At 68.3% G+C, this 21,550-nt stretch carries 19 protein-coding genes; 10 read left to right on the top strand and 9 right to left on the bottom strand.

The genetic code is table 11. The annotated features are described in order from the left end of the window. Nucleotides 1-18 precede the first annotated feature (18 nt). Nucleotides 19-591 carry a hypothetical protein gene (locus NJQ99_RS04530; RefSeq protein WP_269331601.1) on the top strand — a complete coding sequence of 191 codons (573 nt, stop codon included), beginning with the start codon at nt 19-21 and terminating at the stop codon, nt 589-591. Between the two features lie 3 nt (nt 592-594). On the opposite strand, the gene NJQ99_RS04525 is transcribed toward NJQ99_RS04530, so the two are convergent. From NJQ99_RS04525 to NJQ99_RS04505, 5 genes are all read right to left on the bottom strand, one after another. Then, a complete protein-coding gene (locus tag NJQ99_RS04525; protein WP_269331600.1) occupies nt 595-2,079 on the bottom strand; it encodes a Ppx/GppA family phosphatase in 1,485 nt (494 codons plus the stop codon). 51 nt (nt 2,080-2,130) lie between these two features. Next, the gene (locus NJQ99_RS04520; protein WP_269332075.1) at nt 2,131-4,311 is read right to left on the bottom strand and encodes an RNA degradosome polyphosphate kinase; all 2,181 of its coding nucleotides are present in this window, start codon (nt 4,309-4,311) and stop codon (nt 2,131-2,133) included. 102 nt (nt 4,312-4,413) lie between these two features. Then, on the bottom strand, nt 4,414-5,088 hold the full coding sequence (locus tag NJQ99_RS04515; RefSeq protein ID WP_269331599.1) for a P-loop NTPase family protein: 675 nt from the start codon (nt 5,086-5,088) through the stop codon (nt 4,414-4,416). Beyond that, nucleotides 5,085-6,164: an AI-2E family transporter gene (locus NJQ99_RS04510; protein ID WP_269331598.1), complete on the bottom strand. Its 1,080-nt coding sequence runs from the start codon at nt 6,162-6,164 to the stop codon at nt 5,085-5,087. The genes NJQ99_RS04515 and NJQ99_RS04510 overlap by 4 nt, the downstream gene beginning before the upstream one ends. 48 nt (nt 6,165-6,212) lie before the next feature. Continuing rightward, a complete protein-coding gene (locus NJQ99_RS04505; protein ID WP_269331597.1) occupies nt 6,213-6,749 on the bottom strand; it encodes a CDP-alcohol phosphatidyltransferase family protein in 537 nt (178 codons plus the stop codon). Between the two features lie 171 nt (nt 6,750-6,920). Between NJQ99_RS04505 and purM the strand changes: the two genes are divergently transcribed. Both purM and purN read left to right on the top strand, forming a co-directional pair. Beyond that, the gene (gene purM / locus NJQ99_RS04500) at nt 6,921-7,994 is read left to right on the top strand and encodes a phosphoribosylformylglycinamidine cyclo-ligase (protein ID WP_269331596.1); all 1,074 of its coding nucleotides are present in this window, start codon (nt 6,921-6,923) and stop codon (nt 7,992-7,994) included. Beyond that, on the top strand, nt 7,991-8,659 hold the full coding sequence (gene purN / locus NJQ99_RS04495; protein ID WP_269331595.1) for a phosphoribosylglycinamide formyltransferase: 669 nt from the start codon (nt 7,991-7,993) through the stop codon (nt 8,657-8,659). Before purM ends, purN begins: the two co-directional genes overlap by 4 nt. A gap of 3 nt (nt 8,660-8,662) precedes the next feature. Here the strand turns inward: purN and ndk are convergent, their stop codons facing one another. Continuing rightward, complete coding sequence (gene ndk, locus NJQ99_RS04490) at nt 8,663-9,085, bottom strand: nucleoside-diphosphate kinase (protein ID WP_269331594.1); 423 nt, start codon at nt 9,083-9,085, stop codon at nt 8,663-8,665. Nucleotides 9,086-9,218: 133 nt separating this feature from the next. Here ndk and NJQ99_RS04485 point away from each other — a divergent pair, with 133 nt between their 5' ends. Continuing rightward, the gene (locus NJQ99_RS04485) at nt 9,219-11,117 is read left to right on the top strand and encodes an ABC-F family ATP-binding cassette domain-containing protein (protein WP_269331593.1); all 1,899 of its coding nucleotides are present in this window, start codon (nt 9,219-9,221) and stop codon (nt 11,115-11,117) included. Here NJQ99_RS04485 and NJQ99_RS04480 read toward each other — a convergent pair. Beyond that, nucleotides 11,114-11,563, bottom strand: coding sequence for a DNA polymerase III subunit chi (locus NJQ99_RS04480; protein WP_269331592.1), 450 nt, complete (start codon nt 11,561-11,563; stop codon nt 11,114-11,116). The genes NJQ99_RS04485 and NJQ99_RS04480 overlap by 4 nt on opposite strands. 27 nt (nt 11,564-11,590) lie before the next feature. Next, complete coding sequence (locus NJQ99_RS04475) at nt 11,591-13,090, bottom strand: leucyl aminopeptidase (RefSeq protein WP_269331591.1); 1,500 nt, start codon at nt 13,088-13,090, stop codon at nt 11,591-11,593. Nucleotides 13,091-13,296: 206 nt separating this feature from the next. On the opposite strand from NJQ99_RS04475, the gene lptF reads away from it, so the two are divergent. The 6 genes from lptF to rsmA all read left to right on the top strand — a co-directional run bounded on the left by lptF (nt 13,297) and on the right by rsmA (nt 20,947). Next, a complete protein-coding gene (gene lptF, locus NJQ99_RS04470) occupies nt 13,297-14,406 on the top strand; it encodes an LPS export ABC transporter permease LptF (protein ID WP_269331590.1) in 1,110 nt (369 codons plus the stop codon). A 4-nt stretch (nt 14,407-14,410) separates the two neighbouring features. Then, complete coding sequence (gene lptG / locus NJQ99_RS04465) at nt 14,411-15,508, top strand: LPS export ABC transporter permease LptG (RefSeq protein WP_269331589.1); 1,098 nt, start codon at nt 14,411-14,413, stop codon at nt 15,506-15,508. Further along, nucleotides 15,508-17,730, top strand: a complete 2,223-nt coding sequence (locus tag NJQ99_RS04460) for an LPS-assembly protein LptD (protein ID WP_269331588.1) — start codon at nt 15,508-15,510, stop codon at nt 17,728-17,730. The genes lptG and NJQ99_RS04460 overlap by 1 nt, the downstream gene beginning before the upstream one ends. 81 nt (nt 17,731-17,811) lie before the next feature. Then, entirely contained in the window at nt 17,812-19,077 is a 1,266-nt protein-coding gene (locus tag NJQ99_RS04455) for a peptidylprolyl isomerase (RefSeq protein WP_269331587.1), read from the top strand. A 29-nt stretch (nt 19,078-19,106) separates the two neighbouring features. Beyond that, complete coding sequence (pdxA, locus tag NJQ99_RS04450) at nt 19,107-20,087, top strand: 4-hydroxythreonine-4-phosphate dehydrogenase PdxA (protein ID WP_269332074.1); 981 nt, start codon at nt 19,107-19,109, stop codon at nt 20,085-20,087. Further along, nucleotides 20,084-20,947 carry a 16S rRNA (adenine(1518)-N(6)/adenine(1519)-N(6))-dimethyltransferase RsmA gene (rsmA, locus tag NJQ99_RS04445; protein WP_269331586.1) on the top strand — a complete coding sequence of 288 codons (864 nt, stop codon included), beginning with the start codon at nt 20,084-20,086 and terminating at the stop codon, nt 20,945-20,947. Before pdxA ends, rsmA begins: the two co-directional genes overlap by 4 nt. Here the strand turns inward: rsmA and gmk are convergent. Further along, complete coding sequence (gene gmk, locus NJQ99_RS04440; protein ID WP_269331585.1) at nt 20,910-21,548, bottom strand: guanylate kinase; 639 nt, start codon at nt 21,546-21,548, stop codon at nt 20,910-20,912. The genes rsmA and gmk overlap by 38 nt on opposite strands. Nucleotides 21,549-21,550 lie beyond the last annotated feature (2 nt).

Below are 21,550 nucleotides of genomic sequence, written 5' to 3'. Positions count from 1 at the left end.
CCGGAGGGAGATCTGCACATGACATCGACGCTCGCACGCCTCGTGCGGTTCGGCCTCGTCGCGCTTCCGCTCGCACTGACGATCCCGGCCCATGCCGACGAGGTGGAGGACGTGCTGACCGAGGCGCTGGAACTCTATCGTGACGGCGACATCGCGGGCGCGAAGGAAAGCACGACCTATGCCCTCCAGCTGATGCAGCAGATGAAGGGCGAACAGATGGCGGCGCTTCTGCCAGAGCCGCCCCAAGGCTGGGAGGGGCAGGAGCCCGAGTCCTCCAGCGGCGGCATGGGTCTGTTCGGCGGCAACACGGCCGCGCGCAGCTATACCCGCGACGGCGAAACCGTCACCGTCACCTTTATCGCGGATTCGCCGATGATCGCGCAGATGGCCGGGCTGTTCTCCAACCCGGCGATCATGGGCAGCCAGGGCAAGGTCACCCGGATCAACCGGCAGACCGCCGTCATCGGTGAGGATCAGATCCAGATGCTGGTCGACAACCGCATCATGGTGACGGTGGACGGCGGAACGGCGGATGATCGCCTGGCCTATGCCGAGGCGATCGACGTCAAGGCGCTGCGCGACCTCGAATGAGGATTACCGGTCGCAGGTCCTGATCTCGGGCTTGCGGTCGAAGGCCCGGGCGAGCTGGGCGAGACGCTTTTCGACCTGCTCGCTCGTCAGGCTTCCCTCGCCCACGCCGAGCACCAGCGCAACGGTCTTGTCCGTCAGTTCGAGCCGCGCACGCTCCAGGATGTCGACGGTGCCGCCGGCCAGGAGATGGCCGAGACGCAGCGCAAGACCCAGCCGCTCGGCCCAGGCAACCTCCTCCGGCGACAGCAGCATTGCGGCGGCGGCATCCGCCGGCACCTGCGCCTTCGGGTCGTAGCGCCGCCCGACGGCCAGCGCGATCAGCACCCGTTCCGCATGGGTAAGGCCGGGCCAGGTCGCGTAGAGCACTTCCTCGCTCGCCTGCAGTGCGCGGTAATCGGGATGCTTGCGCCAGCCGAGGTCGCTCGCCTTTGCCGCCGCGAGCCGCAGGCGCAGCCGGGCCGGACCGTCTTCGGCAAAGAGCGGCGCCAGCCAATGATCGAGCGCGCGGCCAAGCCCCGGCCAGCGGCAGCGCCGTCCTTCCACCGCCGCCGTCGCCATCAGCAGGGGATCGGCGTCGGGATCGATGCTCAGGCGCTCGTGCGCGAGCCCTTCGCGCAGGCCGTTTGCGGAGACGACCACGTTGCGCACGCGGGTCCGCGCGATCAGCCGCTCCAGTATCAGCGCACCGAGCGGCAGGATCTCCTGCCGCCGCCGCGAGATGCTCTCGAGCTTGCCGAGAGAGCGCGCAGACTGCCGGGCCAGCAGGCTCGCAAAGGTCAGCGCCTGTCCCCGCGGCATCGCGTAGCCGCCCAGCACGTGGATCGGGTAGTTTGTCTGCGCCATGTGCGCCTTGGCGAAGGCACGCCAGCTTCCCCCCACGAGGTAGAGCGTGTCGCCCGCCGCCTCGCTCAGCCAGGGTACGCCGTCGAGGGCCGTATCGATGATCTCCTCCGCCCGCCGGTGCTCTGCGGGGCTCGCCCCCTGCGGCAGGCGCAGCGGCCCGATGGGCAGGGAGACACGATGTGCAGGCGATGCCTGCGCGTGCGCCACTTCCACCAGCTCCAGGCTTCCGCCGCCCAGGTCACCCGCGACACCGCAGGCGTCGGGGATGGCCGACAGCACGCCAAGGGCCGCGTAGCTCGCCTCCTCGTCACCGCTCAGCACCCGAAGCGGCAGGCCCAGCTCCTCGCGCACCTCGGTCACGAAATCGGCGCCGTCGGCCGCATCGCGGATCCCCGCGGTCGCCACCGCGATAATCTCCGTCAGGTCCATGGCGTCGACCAGCCGGCGAAACCGCCTGAGCGTTTGCCGCGCGCTGTCGGCAGCCGCCTGCGCCAGACGGCCCGTCTCAGGGTCGAGCCGGCCGAGCCCGCACAGTGCCTTCTCGTTGTAGAGCGGCACGACGATGTTGTCGGAGAGATCGTAGACAACGAGGCGGACCGAGTTCGATCCAACGTCGATCACGCCCAGCAGCCTGCGCGTGCCCATGCGTGGGTTCAAGGCGTCCCGATGATCTGACACGGATCCGTCCAATTGGCCTCAGGTACGTTCCATGAGCGGCCGCGGCTGCTCTGTCCTCAGCGTCGAGCCCCGCCCCGACAGGCTCGGGTTCGTCATGAAATAATGGTGTGCGTTGAATGCCTTGCCGGCCTTGTCCGCAGACAGCCGCCGGTAGCTTCCATCGGGTTCGAGCACCCAGCTCTGCTCCGTGTCGATCAGGTTTGCGCACATGATCTGGTCCAGCACCTGCTCGTGCACCGTCTCGTTCTCGATCGGAACCATCGCCTCGACCCGGCGGAACAGGTTCCGCGGCATCAGGTCGGCCGACGTGATGTAGACCTTCGCCTTGCGCGAGGGCAAGGGGGCGCCGTTGCCGAAACAGACGATGCGGGAGTGTTCGAGGAACCTGCCGACGATGGATCGCACCTCGATGTTCTCGCTCAGCCCCGGAATTCCCGGCCTGAGGCAGCAGATGCCGCGGATGACGAGGCGCACGCGCACGCCGGCCTGCGATGCCTTGTAGAACGCGTCGATGAGCCCCGGCTCCACGAGCGCGTTCATCTTCGCCCAGATCTCGGCGGGGCGCCCTGCGCGGGCGTGGGCGATCTCCTCGTCAATGTGGCGCAGCAGCGTGTCGCGCAGCGAGACAGGCGAGATGGCGATCTTCTCCAGCCCCACGGGCTCGGCATAGCCGGTGATGAAGTTGAAGAGCCGCGCGGCATCCCTGCCCAGCGCCTCGTCCGCGCTGAACAGCGACAGGTCGGTGTAGATGCGCGCCGTGATCGGGTGATAATTGCCGGTGCCGAAATGGGCATAGGTGCGAAGCCCCCCGCCCTCGCGCCGCACGACCATGGATACCTTGGCGTGTGTCTTCAGGTCGATGAAGCCGAAGACCACCTGCACGCCCGCGCGTTCAAGGTCGCGCGCCCACTTGATGTTTGCGGCCTCGTCGAAGCGGGCCTTGAGCTCGACGAGCGCGGTGACCGACTTGCCCGCCTCCGCCGCCTCGATCAGCGCCTTGACGACCGGGCTGTCATGGCTCGTTCGATAGAGGGTCTGCTTGATCGCCACGACGTTCGGGTCCTGGGCGGCCTGCCGCAGGAACTGCACGACCACGTCGAAGGACTCGTAAGGGTGATGGACGATGATGTCCTTGGCCCGGATCGCGGCGAAGCAGTCGCCCCCATGCTCGCGGATCCGCTCCGGAAAGCGGGCGTTGTAGGGCGTGAACTTCAGGTCGGGCCGGTCGTCGACGATGAGCTGGTTCACGTCGGCGAGGCCCAGGACGCCGTCGATCACCACGACCTCCCCCGGATCGACGTCCAGCTCGCCCGCGACCATCGCCACGAGGTCCGGCGGCATCATATTGTCGACCTTGAGCCGGATGACGCTTCCCCGGCGCCGCCGCTTCAGGGCGGATTCGAACTCGCGGACAAGGTCTTCCGCCTCTTCCTCGATCTCGATGTCGCTGTCGCGCAGCACGCGGAAGGCACCGCGCCCAACCTCCTGATAGCCGGGAAAGAGGCTGTCGAAGTGCAGGCTCAGCACGTTTTCGAGCGAGATGAACCGGATGCGCGGCTTGGCCCGGCCCCTGGCGAGATCCGGCAGCCGGATGAAACGGCGCAGCTGGTTCGGCACTGGCAACAGCGCCTCCAGCGTCTCGCCGTCCGACCGGCGGCGCAGTTGCAACGCGATCGCGAAGCCCTGGTTCGGAATGAACGGGAAGGGGTGCGCCGGATCGATGGCGAGCGGGGTTAGGACCGGAAAGATCTCGTCGAGGAAACGCTTCTCGATCCACTGCCGCTCCGCCGCGGTCAGCTCCTTCGGCTCCAGCACCTCGATGCGCTGGGCGCCCAACTCCTCCACGATGCCGCGCCAGATCGCCTGCTGATCCGCGATCAGGCGGTTGGCTTGCGCGTTCACGCGCTCAAGCTGCTGCGCGGGCGTCAACCCGTCCTGGCTCAACGTCTCGACACCCGCCCGCATCATGCCGCGCAGGCCCGCCACGCGCACCGTGTAGAACTCGTCGAGATTGGTGGCGGAGATCGACAGGAACCGCAACCGTTCGAGCAGCGGATGATTGCGGTTCTGCGATTCCTCGAGCACGCGCCTGTTGAATTGCAGCCAGCTCAACTCGCGATTGAAGAACCGTGTGGGCGAGTCCATCAGGTCGCCTGCCCTGCCGGCGGACACGTCGGCGCCGGCCTCCTGAACGGTCATGCTGTCGGTGCCCGCTGTAATGGTCATGGTATTCAATCTTGCCTCGCCTTGTCCCCGGGAGAAAGCAAAAGCATGGCGTAGCGGGTGGCCGTGACAGTGCGGTTACGGCCCGCTCTGACCCGACGCGAGAACCTCGCCGGCAAGCCGCACGGTAACGGCCTGCCCGCGGGCCAGCGCCGCCCGGTCGAGCGCCTCGGCAAGCCGCGCCGCATCCGCGCCCGAGCGGATCATGCGCGGCACGAGATAACGGATGACGGCGTCGCCAACGTCGAGCTGGCGGTCGCGGAAGTGCTTGTGCAGCAAGGCGGCGAGCAGGTCGTCGTCGGGCAGGTCGAATTGCGCCACCGTCACGGCCCTCAGCCGCGAGGCGAGGTCCGGCAGCCGCGTCTTCCAGCGCGCAGGCGCGGTGCGCGCCGCCATCAGCAGGCTGCCGCCTCCGGATTTCAACAGATTCAGCAGATGGAAGAGCGCGGCCTCATCCACCGGCACACCGGCGTCGTCGATCAGGATGTTCTCGCCCCCGGTCAGGCGGGAGACGCGGGCCTCCGTCAGGTCGGCCAGCTGCAGCCGCAGCACCTCGCCGATCTCGTCGGCCCAGACGTTCGCCAGATGGCTCTTGCCGCAGCCCGCGGGCCCGCAGAGCGCGAGGGTGCGCCCCGGCCAATTGGGCCATGCCTCGATCAGGCCGACGGGCGCGGCGTTCCCGGCCGACACCACGAAATCGGTCCGCCCGTGGCTGATCCGGGCATCCCAGCGGAAGGCAAGCTGCGCGCTCATGTCTCTCCGTCGCGTCCCTGACGACCCTCGTAGAGGTCGCTCTGCAGGTAGGTCGCGACGCCGAAGCGCGCCAGAACGCCGATCACCGCCGCCGCGGGCACGGCGATCAGCGTCCCCACCAGACCGAAGAGATAGCCGAACGCAAGCAGGGCAAAGATGATCCACACCGGATGAAGCTGCACGTGGTCGCCGACGAGTTTCGGCGAAAGGAAGTTCCCCTCCAGCGCCTGGCCTGCGAAGAAGATCGCCGCGACCGCCCCGATCATCAAATAGTCCGGCCAGAACTGGACGAGCGCGACCCCGACCGACATGAGCAGGCCGACCGCCGCGCCCACGAAGGGAATGAAGGTCAGCAGCCCCGCCACGAAGCCGATGATCAGCCCGTAATCGAGGCCGACGATGCTCAGCCCCAGCATGTAGAAGACGCCGAGGATCAGGCACACCGTCCCCTGCCCCCGGATGAAGCCTGCCAGCACATCGTCGATGTCGTGCGCGATCCTGCGGATCGTGTCGGCGTGGCGGCGCGGCAGCCAGCCGTCGATCTTGGCGACCATGCGGTCCCAGTCGAGCAGCACGTAGAACGCGACGAACGGCGTGATGAGGATCAGGGAGACGAGGTTGAAGAGTGCAAGCCCGCTCGCCCAGACGCGCTTGGCCACGTCGCCGAGGATGCCGAGCAGGGTTGCCGACACATCCTTGATCGTGCCCGTCACGTCGGTTCCGGAGTTCTCGAGATACTGTCCGATCGGCCCGGCGGAGAGATTGAGCGCCATCTCCCGCAGCCGCGCGGCGAGATCGGGCAGGCGCTGCGCGAAGCCGACCGCCTGGTCGAGCAACAGCGGGATCATCAGCAGAAAGGCCGCAACGCCCAGCAGACACACGAGCACGATCACGATGATGGTCGCCGTCATCCGGCCGAGGCCCCAGGTCTCCATGCGGTCGACGACGGGATCGAGAAGATAGGCGAGGCCGAGCGCCACCACGAACGGCAGCAGGATCCCGCCGAGCGCACCGAGGAAAATGAGCGTACCGGCGAGAACCGCCAGCCAGAACAGCGCGTGCGACCGCATGGACATGACGCTCAACCTCTCTCCAACCGAAATCTTACGCCCGGTGCCCGAACGCTACTCGCCCGTACCGACCGCCTCGAGCCAGCGGACGAGGTACTGCACGCCCGATACGACCGTCGTTATCACAACGCCGACCGAGAGCAGAAGCACAAGCATCGGATAGCTGGCCCCGTAGCCCAGCGTCCACAGCACCACGGCCATCAGAACGATTTGCAGCGACGTATTGATCTTGCTCACGAATATCGGCCTGACCGGGATCTCGACATCCATCAGGCGGGCAAGCAGGATCGCCCCCACGATGAGAAGGTCGCGGCTGACCACCACGATCACGAGCCACGGCGGAATGTGCCCCTGGAAGCCAAGCGCCACGAACACGCTGACCAGCAGCGCCTTGTCCGCGATCGGATCGAGCCACGCCCCCAGCGTCGTCGCGAGGTCGAATCGCTTGGCGATGAAGCCGTCGAGCGCGTCGCTCACCCCCGCCGCGACGAAGATGATGAAGGACAGCTGGTACTGCCCGATGGCGATCGCATAAAGGATTCCCGGCACGGCGAACAGGCGGGCAAGCGTGATGAGGTTGGGCAGCGTCAAGGGCAAGCTCCGCAATTACCGTGTGCGGTCATTTAACCCCTTGGAGACGGGACTTGAAGTCCTTGCATGTCCGGGCGAATGGATCGGCCGGACGCTGGCCACTGGCGTCGCGCGCGTGCGCCTGCTAACAGACGGGCCGTTCCATACTGCGCGAAGGACGCTGACCGCCCCATGACCGGTTCCGGGAAATCTGGCCTCACCTATGCCGATGCCGGCGTCGACATCGCCGCGGGCAATGCGCTCGTCGACGCCATCAAGCCGCTTGCGAAGGCGACGCGGCGCAGCGGCGCGGACGCGAGCCTCGGTGGCTTCGGCGCCCTGTTCGACCTGAAGGCCGCGGGCTTCCGCGACCCGGTCCTCGTCTCATCGACGGACGGCGTGGGCACGAAACTGCTGATCGCCATCGAGACGGGGCGGCACGACACGGTCGGCATCGATCTCGTCGCCATGTGCGTGAACGACCTCGTGGTGCAAGGGGCGGAGCCCCTGTTCTTCCTTGACTATTTCGCGACCGGCAAGCTCTCGGTCGAGGCCGCGCGCGACGTCGTGAAGGGCATTGCCGAGGGCTGCAGCCAGGCCGGCTGCGCGCTGGTCGGCGGCGAGACGGCGGAGATGCCGGGCATGTACGCCGCGGGCCACTTCGACCTTGCGGGCTTTTCCGTGGGCGCGGTGGAGCGGGACGCTGTCCTGCCGCGCGCCGACGTGGCCGAGGGCGACCTGATCCTCGGGCTGCCCGCGTCCGGCTTCCATTCGAACGGCTATTCGCTGGTGCGGCGCCTCGTCGCCGAAGCGGGCCTCGCCTGGAACGATCCGGCTCCGTTTGCAGACGGGCAGACCGTGGCGGAGGCGCTGCTCTCCCCCACCCGCATCTATGTGAGGGCCGCGCTTGCCGCGATCCGCACCGGCGGGGTGAAGGCGCTGGCCCACATCACCGGCGGCGGCATCACGGAGAACCTGCCGCGCGTCCTGCCCGAGGGAACGGTGGCCGAGATCGACCTGGGCGCCTGGACGCCGCCCGCCTGCTTCGGCTGGGCGAGGGAGACGGGCCGCATGGAGGCGGGCGAGATGCTGCGCACCTTCAACATGGGACTCGGCATGATGCTGGTCGTCGCGCCGGAGACCGCGGACGCGGTACGCAACGCCCTGCGCGGCGAGGGCGAGGCACCGGTCGTCTGCGGCCGCATCGTGGCAAGGGAGGACGGCCCCGCGGTCGTGCGCTACACGGGCGAGGTGTCCTGGGGATGAACGCGAAGCGCAAGCGGATGCGCCTCGGCGTGCTGATCTCGGGGCGCGGCTCCAACATGGCCGCGCTGATCGAGGCGGCGCGCGACCCTGCCTACCCGGCGGAAATCGCCCTCGTCATCTCCAACAATGCCGACGCGAAGGGTCTGGAGACGGCGGCGGCGGAAGGCATCCCGACCGCGGTCATCGACCATCGCGCCTTCGACGGGCGCGCAGCCTTCGAAGCGGCGCTGGACACCGCCCTTCGCGACGCGGAGGTCGAGCTTGTCTGCCTCGCTGGCTTCATGCGGCTGCTGACGGCAGGCTTCGTGAACGCCTGGGCCGACCGGATCCTGAATATCCACCCGTCGCTGCTGCCGGCCTTCAAGGGCCTGCACGTGCATGAGCGCGCGATTGCCGCAGGCGTGCGCATCACAGGCTGCACGGTGCATGTGGTGCGGCCGGAGATGGACGACGGGCCTATCGTGGCGCAAGGCGCGGTGCCGATCATGCCGGACGACACGCCAGAGACGCTGGCGGCCCGCATCCTCGAGGTCGAGCACGCGATCTATCCGCTGGCGGTCGGCCTCTTCGCCTCCGGCAAGGCCAAGGTCGTGGGCCAGCGCGTCAAGATCGCGGGCGACACGTCCGTGCCGCCCGCGCTCATCAATCCGCCGGTACGCGGCTGAAGGTCAGCCCACGATCTCCGTCTGCGCGAAGAAATAGGCGATCTCGATCGCCGCGTTCTCGGCGCTGTCGGAACCGTGGACCGAGTTCGCCTCGATCGATTCCGCGAAGTCCTTGCGGATCGTGCCCGCGTCGGCGTTGGCCGGGTTTGTCGCGCCCATAACTTCGCGGTTCTTCGCCACCGCGTTCTCGCCTTCCAGCACCTGCACGACGACGGGGCCGGAGATCATGAAGGACACGAGGTCGTTGAAGAACGGACGCTCGCGGTGGACGGCGTAGAAGCCTTCCGCCTGCGCCTGCGTCAGTTGCAGCCGCTTCTGGGCGACGACACGAAGGCCGGCGCTTTCCAGGCGGTCGACGATCTTGCCCGTGATGTTGCGGCGCGTGGCGTCCGGCTTGATGATCGACAGGGTGCGTTCGATGGCCATGAAAACCTCGATGTTCCGATAAGTGAATCCGATGGGGTGACGTTGGTCGCGGGCCTTATAGACGGGCGCAAGCGCTTTGCCAACGCCCTGCCCCTTTCGCGGAGCGCCCGAAGCGGCTAAGAGCGCACGCATCATGCTGACCTTCGATCACCTTCACCTGCGCCTCGGCGACCGCGTGCTCTTCGAGGACGCGAGCCTGACGATCCCCGCCGGCCACCGCGTCGGCGTGATCGGCCGAAATGGCGCGGGCAAGACGACGCTCTTCCGCCTGATCCTCGGCGATCTCGCGCCCACCGCGGGCGAGGTTTCGGTGGCCCAGGGCATGCGCGTGACGGCGGTCGCGCAGGAGGCGCCGGGGGGACCCGAGCGTGTGCGCGACGTCGTGCTCGCCGCCGATACCGAGCGCGCGGGGCTTCTGGCCGAGCTCGACGGGGACGCCGACCCGATGCGCGTGGGCGAGATCCATGCGCGGCTGGAAGAGATCGGCGCGCACGGGGCGGAGGCGCGCGCGGCCCGCATCCTTTCCGGCCTCGGATTCGACGAGACGGCGCAGCAGGCACCGTGTTCGAGCTTTTCCGGCGGCTGGCGCATGCGCATCGCGCTCGCCGCCGCGCTCTTCTCCGAACCGGACCTGCTGCTGCTCGACGAGCCGACCAACTATCTCGACATCGAAGGCACGATGTGGCTGGAGCAGTTCCTCGCCCGCTACCCGCGCACCTTCCTGCTGATCAGCCACGAGCGCGGCCTGATGAACAAGGCCGTGGACCATATTCTCCATGTCGCCGGCGGGGACCTGACGCTTTATGCCGGCGGCTATGACCGCTTCGCGCGCACCCGTGCCGAACGGCTGCGCCACGAGGCGGCGGAGGCCAAGCGGATCGACGCCCAGCGCGCCCACATGCAGGCCTTCGTCGACCGCTTCCGCGCGAAGGCGACGAAGGCGCGGCAGGCGCAGAGCCGGCTGAAGGCCCTTGCGAAACTCGCCGACGTGCCGCCGCCCCCATCGGCCGACGCCGTGCCCGACATCCGCTTCGACGCGAAGGAGGTTCCGGCCCCGCCGCTCCTCATGCTGGAAGACGCTTCCGCCGGATATGTCGCTGGCAAAGCTGTTCTTTCCGGCATCACGCTCAGGCTCGACCCCGACGACCGGATCGCGCTTCTCGGGCGCAACGGCAACGGCAAATCGACGCTCGCCAAGCTGATCGCGGGCCGCCTCGACCTTTTCGGCGGGCGCCGGACTGCGGCGGCGAAGATGCGCGTGGGCTATTTCGCGCAGCACCAGGCCGACGAACTGGACATGGGCGCGAGCCCCATCGACCACCTCGCCCGCAAAATGCCGGGTGCCGAGCCCAAGGCCGTGCGCGCGGTCCTCGGCCGCTGGGGCTTCCCGGGGGAGCGCGCGGAAACCGCTGTCGCGAAACTGTCGGGTGGCGAGAAGGCGCGGCTGCTGCTTGCCCTGCTCGCGGCGGAAAAGCCGAACCTGCTGATTCTCGACGAGCCGACCAACCACCTCGACATGGAGACGCGCGGCGCGCTTGTTACCGCGCTCAACGATTTCGAGGGCGCGGTGATCCTGGTCAGCCACGATCCCGACCTCGTGGAAAGCGTGGCCGACCGGCTGTTGCTCGTGGACAAGGGTCGCGTCCAGCGCTTCGACGGCGACCTCGACGACTATCGCGCACTGGTCCTGCGGGAGGCCGGCAGCGATGGCGGCCAGGCCCCGAAGCCTGCCGACGCAGCCCGCGCCACGAAGAAGGACGACCGCAAAGCCGCAGCTCAATTACGCGAGCAACTCAAACCCTTGCGACAGAAGGTTCAGGCGGCGGAAAAGGAGATGGAGCGGCTCGCCAGCACGATTGCCGGGTACGAGGCGGACCTTGCCGACACTGCGCTGCACGCCCAGCGCCCGCAGGAGGCCGCCCGCATCGCCAAGGCCCGCGCCGACGCGATGACGGCGCTCGCCGCCGCCGAGGAGGCGTGGCTCGCAGCCAGCGAGGCGCTGGAGAGCGCGCAGGCGGAAGCGGGCTCTTAAGCCTTCCGCGTCCAGCCGCCCCGGTCGGTCTGCTGCCAATAGGTCGCGTCGTGCCCCGCGGCCTTCACGTCCTTCCAGAAGGCGCGTGCGGCGGCCAGTTCGTCCTCGTCGTTGCCGTCGAACATCAGCACCGTGCGCGTGTAGCCCTCGTAGCCGTCGACCGGCGCGCCCGACAGCAGGAAGAGGCATGCCGCGCCGTTCGGATTGTCTGTCCCGTCGGTCAGAAGCACCGGCTGCTCCGCCGGATCGGGCCCGGCGCCCGCCAGCCCGTGCGGCAGGAAGGACGCGTCGTCATAGGTCCAGAGATGGGTGTCGAGCGCCTCCAGACGCTCGCGGACCGGGCCACGCACGATGGCGCGCCAGCCCCGCTCGAGCGCCTTCTCGAGCAGGACCGGCAAGGCGGCGTCGAGCGGCTGACGCTGCAGATGGTAGAAGGAGACCTCCATGCCCGTCAGCGGCCCGTCATGCGCGTATCAATCCTCGTAGACGTCGGCGACGAGCCGGTCGAGAAGGCGCACGCCGAAGCCCGTGCCGTACTTCGGCACCGTAGGCTTGTCCTCCGACACATAGGCCGTTCCGGCGATGTCGAGATGGGCCCAGGGCACGTCGTTGACGAACCGCTTGAGGAACTGCGCCGCCGTGATCGAGCCCGCGTCGCGCCCGCCCGACACGTTCGCCATGTCCGCGACGCGCGACTTCAGCTTCTTGTCGTATGCGTCCGACATGGGGAAGCGCCAGACGCCCTCGCCCGAAGCATCGCCCGCTGCCGAGAGCGCGCCCGCCAGCGCGTCGTCGTTGGAGAAGAGGCCCGCATACTCGTGCCCCAGCGAGATGATGATCGCCCCCGTCAGCGTCGCGAGGTCGACCATGGCCTTCGGCTTGAAACGGTCCTGCGCATACCAGAGCGCGTCGCACAGGACGAGCCGGCCCTCTGCGTCGGTGTTGATGACCTCGACCGTCTGGCCGGACATGGAGGTCACCACGTCGCCCGGACGCTGCGCGCGCCCGTCGGGCATGTTCTCAACAAGGCCGATGATGCCGACGACGTTCGCCTTCGCCTTGCGGCTGGCGAGCGCATGCATGGTGCCGGTCACGGCGGCCGCGCCGCCCATGTCCATCGTCATCTCTTCCATCTTCGCGGCGGGCTTCAGCGAGATGCCGCCCGTGTCGAAGCACACGCCCTTGCCGACGAGGACGAGCGGTGCCGCGTCCTTGTCCTTCGCCCCCTGCCAGCGCATGACGACGAGCTGGCTTTCGCGCTCGCTGCCCATGCCGACTGCGAGCAGCGTGTTCATGCCGAGCTTCTTCATCTCCTTCTCGCCCAGCACCTCGACCTCGACCCCGAGCTTGGAGAGCTTTTCGGCCCGCTTCGCGAACTCCTCCGGATGCAGGACGTTCGCGGGCTCGTTCACCAGATCGCGCGCCAGAAACACACCATCGGCCACCGCATCGAGCGGGTCGTAAGCCTTCTTCGCCTTGTCGGCCGCCTCGCACTGGACGACGATGGCCGACAGGCGCGCGGCCTTCCTCTCGTCCGATTTCGTGCGGTACTTGTCGAAGCGGTAAGTGCGCAGCCGCGCGCCGAACGCAAAGCGTGCCGCAAGGGCAGCCGCGTCGTCGGAGGCGCTGAGCGCGTCGAGAACCGCAGTCATCTCCTCCGCCTCGCCCAGCGCCGCGGCGGCGTGCCCGCCCGCGGCCTCCGCGGCCCGATCCCCGAGGTCGCCGCGCGCGCCGAGGCCCACCAGCACCACCCGGTCGCAGGCAAGCCCCTGCGGCGCGACGATGCCGAGCGTCTCACCCGCCTTGCCAGTAAACTTTCCGACCTTGAAGGCACGCGAGATCGTTCCGCCCGATGCCTCGTCCAGCATCGCGGCGACGGGGCTCAGCCCCTCGTCCTTCAGGACGCCGACCACCACCGCGCCCTTGGCCTTGGCGGCTTCGGTCGCGTCGAGCCCGGTAAACTTGATCTTCATGCGGATCCATCCTTCGGTCAGTGACGGTGCGGACACCCTTCCGGCAGTGCGCCGCCATGGTTGCGCAGGCAGGTCACGCTGCGCTATCGCTTGGCGGAGCCTCGCGGTCGTGAGAGAAGCTGTGCCACCGGCCGGACATCGTCAAGTGCCAAGGCCCGGCACGACCGGGCGGGCGCGAGGGCAACGGAACCGGGACGCGGCAGCGCATGGGCGCACTCTTCCGATATCTCTTCCGGCAGGTGCTGCTGCCCTTCGTGTTCTTCACGCTGGTGCTGTCGGTGGTGATCTGGCTGACCCAGTCGCTGCGCATCCTCGACGTGATCCTGAACAAGGGCCAATCCGCGATCACCTTCCTGGAGATCGCCGCGCTGCTGATGCCGAAGGCGCTGGTGGTGGTGCTTCCGATCTCTCTCTTTTGCGCCGTGCTCTATGCGCTGCACCGGCTGGCGACGGAGAGCGAGCTTGTCGTCATCTGGGCGGCTGGGCGGTCCTCCCTCGGCATCGCGGCGCCTGTGCTCATGTTGGGGGTGCTGGTCACGCTGGTGCTCTATGCCTTCACGCTCTATCTCGTGCCGGCATCGGCGCGCGCGTCGCGCGACAAGCTCTTCGAGATCCAGACCGACCTTGCCGCCGCCGTGCTGGAGGAAGGGGTGTTCTCGACGCCGGTCGCGGGCCTGACCGTCTATATCCGCGAGATGCGGCGGTCCGGAGAGATGCTGGGCATCATGGTGCACGACAACCGCACGCCGGAGGCGCCGGTCACCTACATGGCCGGCAGCGGCGCACTGCTGAGCACCGGCGAGGGGCCGCGCCTCGTGATGCTCAACGGCACGATCCAGCGCGTCTCCACCGATGGCCGGCTCGATTTCCTCGATTTCGAACGCTACTCCTACGATCTCGCCCAGTTCGCACAGGCCACCAACGAGCGCGCGCTGAAGCCCAGCGAGCAGTTCATCGGAGAGCTGTTCTTTCCCGAGGGCGACCTCGACGCCACGCAGCGCTGGCGCCTTGCGGCCGAGGGCCATGAGCAACTGAGTACGCCGCTCTATGCCCTGATGCTGGCGTCCGTCGGGATCTGCGGTCTGCTTGGTCTCGGCAGCATGCGCCGCGGCATGGGGACGCGTATCCTGGTCATCGTGGCGGTCGCCGTGGTGATCCGCCTCAGCGGCCTCGCCCTGCAGAATCTCGCGGTCCGTATCCCGCCGATCATCGTGCTGACCTATGCCTGGCCGCTGGCCGCAACCGTGGTGCCGATGCTGCTTCTTGCCCACGGCCTTCCCGCCTGGGCCAAGCCGCGCCGGCGCAAGGCGGCCTGAGCCGATGCAGATCGCCGGTTTCACCCTGTCCCGCTACCTCGCACGCGAGTTCCTGGTCGCGATCCTGGCTGTGTTCGCCCTGTGCATCGGCCTCGTGTTCCTGGCGGACATGGTAGAACTTCTGCGCCGGGCGACACGCAGCCCCGACGTGTCCTTTGCAACCGTTGCCACGATGGCCGCGCTGCACACGCCGATGATCGCGCAAAAGGCGTTTCCGTTCGCCGTCCTGCTGGGCGCGATGGCCGCCTTCATCCGGCTCGGCCGCAACAACGAGCTCGTGGTGGCGCGGGCCGCAGGCGTTTCGGTGTGGCAGTTCCTGGCCCCGCCCGTTGCGGTCGCGGTGGTCGCCGGGTTCGCCATCCCCACCGTCTACAGCCCGGTCGCGGCTGCCTTCACGCAGCGTTACCAGGTGCTCGAGGGGCGGTATCTGACGGGCCGCACCAATCTTCTGACGGTCTCGGCAGGCGGGCTGTGGCTGCGGCAAACGAGTGAAGGGCGCGTCTCGATCGTCCATGCGCTGCGGTCGCAGGACGGCGGGCGGGTGCTGGAGGACGTCACGGTCTTCCAGTACGACGTGATGGATGACTTCGACCGGCGCCTCGATGCCGTGACAGCCACGCTCATCCCCGGCGCCTGGCAACTCGATGGCGTGACCGAGAGCAAGCCGGGGGCCGCACCGAATCAGCTGGAGCGGCTGAACGTGCCGACTACGCTCACACTCGACCAGATCCAGGAGAGTTTCGCCCCTCCGGAGACGATGTCGTTCTGGGAATTGCCTGCCTTCATCCGGGTCCTCGAAAGCTCCGGCTTCCCGGCTGCGCGGCACCGTCTCCACTGGCACGCGCTTATCTCGCAACCGATGCTCCTTGCGGCGATGGTCCTTGTGGCGGCGGCATTTTCTCTTCGTTTGCAAAGACTTGGTGGAATTACAAAGCTGCTGGGCGGCGGGGTGGCCGCGGGCTTCGGTCTCTATTTCGTCTCCGACGTCGCACTCGCGCTTGGGTTGTCCGGCGCCATCCCGCCCGCCATGGCGGCATGGACACCGGCGGCGATCGCCGCCATGCTCGGCGCCGCAGCACTCTTCCATATCGAGGACGGTTGATGAGCGTGTGGCAGGGCCGGGAAATCAGGCGCCACGGCCGGCCGCGGCCAGGCGTTGCGGCGTTCGTCCTGGCCGCAGCGGTCATGGCTGCCGTGCCGCCGTCCGTGACGCTCGCCCAGGACCCGCCGGCGGGTCCGCTGCCGCAATATGGCGACCTCATCGAAGGCGGCGGCGAAGGGCTGCTGATCGCGGACGAACTGATCTACGACCGCGAGGCACGGACGGTGACCGCCTCGGGCGGGGTGGAGATCTTCTACCGCGGTCGGCGTCTTTATGCCGAACGCCTGACCTACAATGAGGCAACAGGCGCGGTCGACGCGCACGGGAACGTTACGCTCGTCGACGAGGCCGGAAATGCGGTCTACGCCACCGGTCTCAGCATCGACGGCGACCTGCGCGACGGAATTGCCGAGGGGGTGGCCGCGCGCATCGGGCCGCAGGCGAAGGTTGCCGGGGCCCGCATGAAGCGGACGGAAGGCCGCCTGACCGTGATCGAACGGGCAGTCTACAGCCCGTGCAACGTGTGCGAGGAGAACCCGACGCCGTTCTGGCAGATCAAGGCGCGCACGGTCACGCACGACCTCGAACGCAAGGTCATCGCCTACGAGGATCCGCAACTGGAGATCATGGGCACCCCGGTCGCATGGCTGCCCTATTTCGAGCATCCGGACCCGAGCGTGAAGCGGCAGAGCGGTTTCCTGCTGCCGAGCTTCTTCAGTTCGTCGTCGCTGGGCTACGGCGCATCCGTTCCCTATCATCTCGTGCTGGCGCCGAACCGCGACGTGACGCTGACGCCGCAGTTCCTGTCCGACGAGTGGCCCGTGCTGGGCGTGGAGTACCGCGAGCGGACGCAGACCGGCCAGTTCCGGCTGGAAGGAACCGGAACCATCGCCGACATCGAGGACGGCCTCGGCAACACGACGAGCAGCGACGCGTTTCGCGGCGCGCTGTTCGGCGACGGCCGGTTTGCGCTGGGCGACACCGCAACCTGGGGCTTCGACCTGGAACTGACCACAGACGACACCTTCCTGCGCCGCTACCGGATCAGCAGCGACGACCGGCTGGCCTCCCGCCTCTTTGCCGAGCGCTTCGGCGACCGGGAGTTCTGGAGTGCGAGCGCGCTGTACTTCCAGGGGCTCCGCCAGACGGACAAGCCCGGCCTGACACCGATCGTCCTGCCGTTCCTCGAATATGCCAACGCGCTCGACGGGCGGGTGCTCGGCGGCGAGATCACGGTAGAGGCGAGCGCGCTGGCCCTGACCCGCACCGACGGCTCCGACACCTACCGGTTGTCCGGAACGGTCGGCTGGGAACGCCGGTTCCTGATAGACAACGGCCTGGTCTTCACGGGATTCGGATCGCTGCGCACGGACCTCTACCAGGTCATGGAGGGAGCCGACCCGCTCAACCCGGCCACGGACCTTGCGACCGACACGACCTTCCGCGTCGTTCCCACGGTCGGCGCCGAGGTGAGCTGGCCGCTGTTCCGGCCGGGCGGGCGCGTGGACCAGGTGCTGGAGCCCATCGTCCAGCTTGTCGTCAGCCCCTACGGGACAGACGATCCCGGCATCCCCAACGAAGACAGCGCGAGCTTCGAATTCGACGAGACGAACCTCTTCGCCAAGGACCGCTTTCCGGGGATCGACAGCGTGGAGCCCGGCCCGCGGATCAACGTGGGCGTGCGCTATACGGCATTCGCCGGCAACATCGGAAGCGCCGAGGTGACATTCGGACAGAGTTTCCGGCTGAAGGACGCGATGGTCTTTACCGCGGCGTCGGGCCTGCGCGACCAGAGTTCCGACTATGTGGGCCGCATCGCGCTCAACTGGCAGGACAATTTCAGCCTCGTGCACCGGTTCCGGCTCAATCGGGACGACCTGAGCTACGAGCGCGCAGAGGTCGGAATCCGCGGCGGCCCGGACTGGTGGCGGAGCAGCGCGACCTATGTGAAGCTGACCGGGGATCCGGCGGTGGCGGGCCTGACGGCGCGGGAGGAGTTCAACCTCGGAACCGACCTGCAGATCGACAACAACTGGGCGGTGCGCGGCGGTTGGCGCCGCGACCTGGACGCCAGCCGCAGCGTCGAGGCGGGTGCCGGACTGTTCTATGCCGACGAGTGCCTGGAAGTGGAATTGAGCGTGCGCCGCCGGTTCACACGCGACCGCGACATCGAGCCGTCGACCTCCCTCAACCTGCGGATCAACCTGCTGACGCTGGGCTAGGACCACGCGCATTGCGCGCCCGGTGCGTTGCTGTATCCTCGCGCCACGTCAGGACGCCTCCAGAACGGACCCGAGTCACGCATGTTCCGCACCGCAAGATACGCTGCCAGCTTCCTGTTTTCGCTCGTGCTTCTGACAGGCATGGGTTCCCACGCCGACGCCCAGACCGTGCAGCGGATCGCCGCCGTCGTGAACGACGAGATCGTGTCCACCTACGACCTCGACCAGCGGCTTCGGCTCGTGATCTCCGCCAGCAACCGGGAGCCGACGCAGGATCTGCTTGCGCGGCTGCAGCCGCAGGTGCTGCGGAGCCTGATCGACGAGCGCCTGCAGCTTCAGGAGGCCCGCCGCCGGGGTATCGAGGTCGGTGCGGACGAGGTCGATCGCGGCATCGCCCAGATCGCGCAGCGCAACAATATAAGCGTCGAGCAGCTTTATGCCCGGTTCCGGGCGTTCGACGTGTCGCCGGAGACGTTCCGCGACCAGATCCGTGCCGAGATCGCGTGGAACGCGCTGGTGCGCGGTCGGTTCGCCTCGCGCGTCACCGTGAGCCAGGACGAGGTGCAGGCCGTCTACCGCCGCATCGCCGCGCAGTCCGGCTCCGAGCAGTACCGCGTGTCGGAGATATTCCTTGCCATCGACCAGCCGGGCCGCGCGGCGGAGGTACGCCAGAACGCGGAGCGCCTGATCGAGCAATTGCGCTCCGGCGCTTCCTTCGCCTCCATCGCCAGCCAGTTCAGCGAGTCGACGAGCGCGGCCAATGGCGGCGACATCGGCTGGGTGACGCGCGGCCAGCTCGATCCTGTCCTCGACCGGGCGCTTGCCGGGCTCCAGACGGGCATGATCGCCGGGCCGCTGGAGACGGAGGCCGGTGTGTACATCCTCGGGCTCGCCGACAAGCGGGCCGCCCAACCCGTCGGCGGTCAAACCCGCCTCACCCTGTCGCAAATCGTGGTCCCCGTGACACCGCAGGCGCCGGCGGACGAGGTGGCGGCCGCCCAGGCCCGCGCGAGCGAGGCCCGCAGGCGCATGGAAAGCTGCGAGGCGGTGGAAAGCATCCGGGCGGATTATTCGCCGCTCTCAGGCGCGCTGGGTGCGCTCACGCCCGCCGATCTGCCACCCGCGTTCCGCTCGGCGGTGGCAGCGGTCGCGCCCGGCGAGACGACGGCACCGATCCGCACCGAGAACGGCTTCCATGTCCTGATGCTCTGTGACCGGGAGGAAAATACTCCCGACCCCCAGCTCATGGAGCGGATCGAGGGGCAACTCAGGGACCAGCAGCTTACCGTGCTGGCGCGGCGCTACCTGCGTGACCTGCGCCGCGACTCCACCATCGTCGTGCGCTAGTGGCTTTCTCCCGGCCGCTCGTGCTGACGATGGGCGACCCGGCCGGGGTCGCACCGGAACTGACGCTCAAGGCCTGGGCGGCGGTGCGTGGCGGTCTGCACCGGACGCTGATTGCGGATGCCGACGCGAATCTGCTGGCGGAGACGGCGGCGCGGCACCGGATTGCCGTGTCCATCTCCCGAATCGAGGACCTCGGCGCCACCCCCTCGATGCAGGCCTCGGAAGATGTCCTCTTCGTGCGGCACCGCCCGATTGGGGCACCGGCCCGCGCCGGGGTGCCCGATGCGGCCCACGCAGCCGCCGTGATCGCCAGCCTGGAGGCGTGCGCCGCCGATGCACTGGCCGGACGGGCGGCGGCGGTCGTGACCAACCCCGTTTCAAAGCATACGCTGCATGCTGCGGGTTTCCCCTTTCCCGGGCAGACAGAGTTTTTCGAGGACCGCGCCGGCGCGCGCGGCCTGATGATGCTGGTTTCCCCGAAGCTCCGGGTGGTTCCGCTCACCATCCATGTCCCCTTGCGCGACGTGCCCGACGCGGTGACGCGGGAGGGGATCCTCGGCGCCTTGCGCATCATGGACCGCGTTCTGCGCGAGGACTTCGGCATCCCGCAGCCGCACATCGCCGTGTCGGGTCTCAATCCCCACGCGGGCGAGGCGGGCGACATCGGCACGGAGGAGATCGACACCATCGCGCCCGCCATTGCCGCGGCCGAGGCTGAGGGGATATCCGCCCGCGGCCCGCTGCCCGCCGACACCATGTTCCACGACGCGGCAAGGACCGGATACGATGCGGCGCTCTGCATGTACCACGACCAGGCGCTGGTCGCGTCCAAGGCGCTCGACTTCGACAATGGCGTGAACGCGACGGTCGGACTGCCGATCATTCGCACGTCGCCCGATCATGGCACGGCATTCGACATCGCGGGCAAGGGCGTTGCGCGCCCCGACAGCCTGATCGCGGCGATCCTGCTTGCCGACCTGCTCGCATCCCGGCGGGAGGGCGCGCAATGAGCACCGACCCCCTGCCGCCCTTGCGGGAGGTGATCCGCCGCCACGACCTCGGCGCGCGCAAGAGCCTCGGCCAGAACTTCCTGCTGGATCTGAACCTGACGCGCAAGATCGCCCGTGCCTCTGGACCGCTGGAGGGGGCCACCGTGGTCGAGGTAGGCCCGGGGCCCGGCGGGTTGACGCGCGGGCTTCTGATGGAGGGCGCAGGCCGCGTCATCGCGATTGAGCGGGACTCGCGCTGCCTGCCCGCACTGCAGGAGATCGCGGCCGCCTATCCGGGCCGCCTCGACATCGTGGAGGCCGACGCGCTCGACGTCGATTACCGCGCGCTTGTGGGCCACGAGCCTGCACGGATCGTCGCGAACCTGCCCTACAATGTGGGAACGCGGCTGCTCACGGGCTGGCTCAGCACCATGGAGTGGCCGCCTTTCTGGGAGAGTCTGACCCTCATGTTCCAGAAGGAGGTGGCGGAACGGATCGCAGCCCGCCCCTCCACACCCGACTGGGGGCGGCTGAGCGTGCTCGCCCAATGGCGCAGCAAGCCGCACATCCTGTTCGAGGTGCCGCCCCAGGCCTTCGTGCCCGCCCCGAAGGTCACCTCAGCGGTCGTGCAGATCGTGCCGACCGCGGCGCCCGAGGGTGTCGCGCTCGGCGATCTCGAAACGATCACGGCACGCGCGTTCGCCGGGCGGCGCAAGATGCTGCGGCAGAGCCTGAAGGGGCTTCCCGTGGATGTGCCTGCGCTCCTTCTGGAGGCGGGGGTGCCCGACACGCTGCGCGCCGATGCGCTCGACCTCGACGGCTACCTGCGGCTGGCGCGCGCGTTCAGTGCCCTTCGAGGAGATGGCGCACGAACTGGGTGAGGCCGTGCTGGCGGAAGCGCTTCAGCCGCTCCGCCAGGAGGATCGCCTTCAGCCGCGCGAGCGACACCTCCACGTCGTCATTGACGAAGACATAGTCGTACTCGGCCCAGTGGCTTAGCTCGTCGGCGGCCTTCGACATGCGCATTTGCACAACGGCGGCAGAGTCTTGCGCGCGTTTCCTCAGACGCTCTGCCAGCTCCTGCATCGACGGCGGCAGGATGAACACGCGCACCAGGTCCTCACCCATCGCCTGGGCAAGCTGCTGGGTGCCCTGCCAGTCGATGTCGAAGAGCACGTCCCGCCCGATGGACAGTTCGCTCTCCACGAACGACCGTGGCGTGCCATAGTAATTGCCGAAGACCTTGGCATGCTCGAGGAAGGCCCCCTCCCCGATCATCTGGACGAAGCGCGGTTCGTCGACGAAGAGATAGTCGCGCCCGTCGATCTCGCCCGGCCGCGGCTTGCGCGTTGTGGCCGAGACGGACATGACAAGCCCCTCGTCCTCCGCCAGCAGGCGGCGCGACAAGGTCGTCTTGCCCGCGCCCGACGGCGATGAGAGCACCAGCATCAGGCCGCGCCGGGCAATCGTGGTGAAGTGCATCG

Source organism: Futiania mangrovi (genome assembly GCF_024158125.1).
Classification (GTDB): Bacteria; Pseudomonadota; Alphaproteobacteria; order Futianiales; family Futianiaceae; genus Futiania; species Futiania mangrovi.
Note: the sequence above shows the minus strand (reverse complement) of the source record. Positions and strands in the feature narration are given on the sequence as shown.

What these genes read in the sequence shown, in the direction of transcription:
- NJQ99_RS04530 (WP_269331601.1), top strand. Translation starts at nt 19, where the DNA reads ATGACATCGACGCTCGCACGCCTCGTGCGGTTCGGCCTCGTCGCGCTT.
- NJQ99_RS04525 (WP_269331600.1), bottom strand. Translation starts at nt 2,079, where the DNA reads ATGGGCACGCGCAGGCTGCTGGGCGTGATCGACGTTGGATCGAACTCG.
- NJQ99_RS04520 (WP_269332075.1), bottom strand. Translation starts at nt 4,311, where the DNA reads ATGACCGTTCAGGAGGCCGGCGCCGACGTGTCCGCCGGCAGGGCAGGC.
- NJQ99_RS04515 (WP_269331599.1), bottom strand. Translation starts at nt 5,088, where the DNA reads ATGAGCGCGCAGCTTGCCTTCCGCTGGGATGCCCGGATCAGCCACGGG.
- NJQ99_RS04510 (WP_269331598.1), bottom strand. Translation starts at nt 6,164, where the DNA reads ATGTCCATGCGGTCGCACGCGCTGTTCTGGCTGGCGGTTCTCGCCGGT.
- purM (WP_269331596.1), top strand. Translation starts at nt 6,921, where the DNA reads ATGACCGGTTCCGGGAAATCTGGCCTCACCTATGCCGATGCCGGCGTC.
- purN (WP_269331595.1), top strand. Translation starts at nt 7,991, where the DNA reads ATGAACGCGAAGCGCAAGCGGATGCGCCTCGGCGTGCTGATCTCGGGG.
- ndk (WP_269331594.1), bottom strand. Translation starts at nt 9,085, where the DNA reads ATGGCCATCGAACGCACCCTGTCGATCATCAAGCCGGACGCCACGCGC.
- NJQ99_RS04485 (WP_269331593.1), top strand. Translation starts at nt 9,219, where the DNA reads ATGCTGACCTTCGATCACCTTCACCTGCGCCTCGGCGACCGCGTGCTC.
- NJQ99_RS04480 (WP_269331592.1), bottom strand. Translation starts at nt 11,563, where the DNA reads ATGGAGGTCTCCTTCTACCATCTGCAGCGTCAGCCGCTCGACGCCGCC.
- NJQ99_RS04475 (WP_269331591.1), bottom strand. Translation starts at nt 13,090, where the DNA reads ATGAAGATCAAGTTTACCGGGCTCGACGCGACCGAAGCCGCCAAGGCC.
- lptF (WP_269331590.1), top strand. Translation starts at nt 13,297, where the DNA reads ATGGGCGCACTCTTCCGATATCTCTTCCGGCAGGTGCTGCTGCCCTTC.
- lptG (WP_269331589.1), top strand. Translation starts at nt 14,411, where the DNA reads ATGCAGATCGCCGGTTTCACCCTGTCCCGCTACCTCGCACGCGAGTTC.
- NJQ99_RS04460 (WP_269331588.1), top strand. Translation starts at nt 15,508, where the DNA reads ATGAGCGTGTGGCAGGGCCGGGAAATCAGGCGCCACGGCCGGCCGCGG.
- NJQ99_RS04455 (WP_269331587.1), top strand. Translation starts at nt 17,812, where the DNA reads ATGTTCCGCACCGCAAGATACGCTGCCAGCTTCCTGTTTTCGCTCGTG.
- pdxA (WP_269332074.1), top strand. Translation starts at nt 19,107, where the DNA reads ATGGGCGACCCGGCCGGGGTCGCACCGGAACTGACGCTCAAGGCCTGG.
- rsmA (WP_269331586.1), top strand. Translation starts at nt 20,084, where the DNA reads ATGAGCACCGACCCCCTGCCGCCCTTGCGGGAGGTGATCCGCCGCCAC.
- gmk (WP_269331585.1), bottom strand. Translation starts at nt 21,548, where the DNA reads ATGCACTTCACCACGATTGCCCGGCGCGGCCTGATGCTGGTGCTCTCA.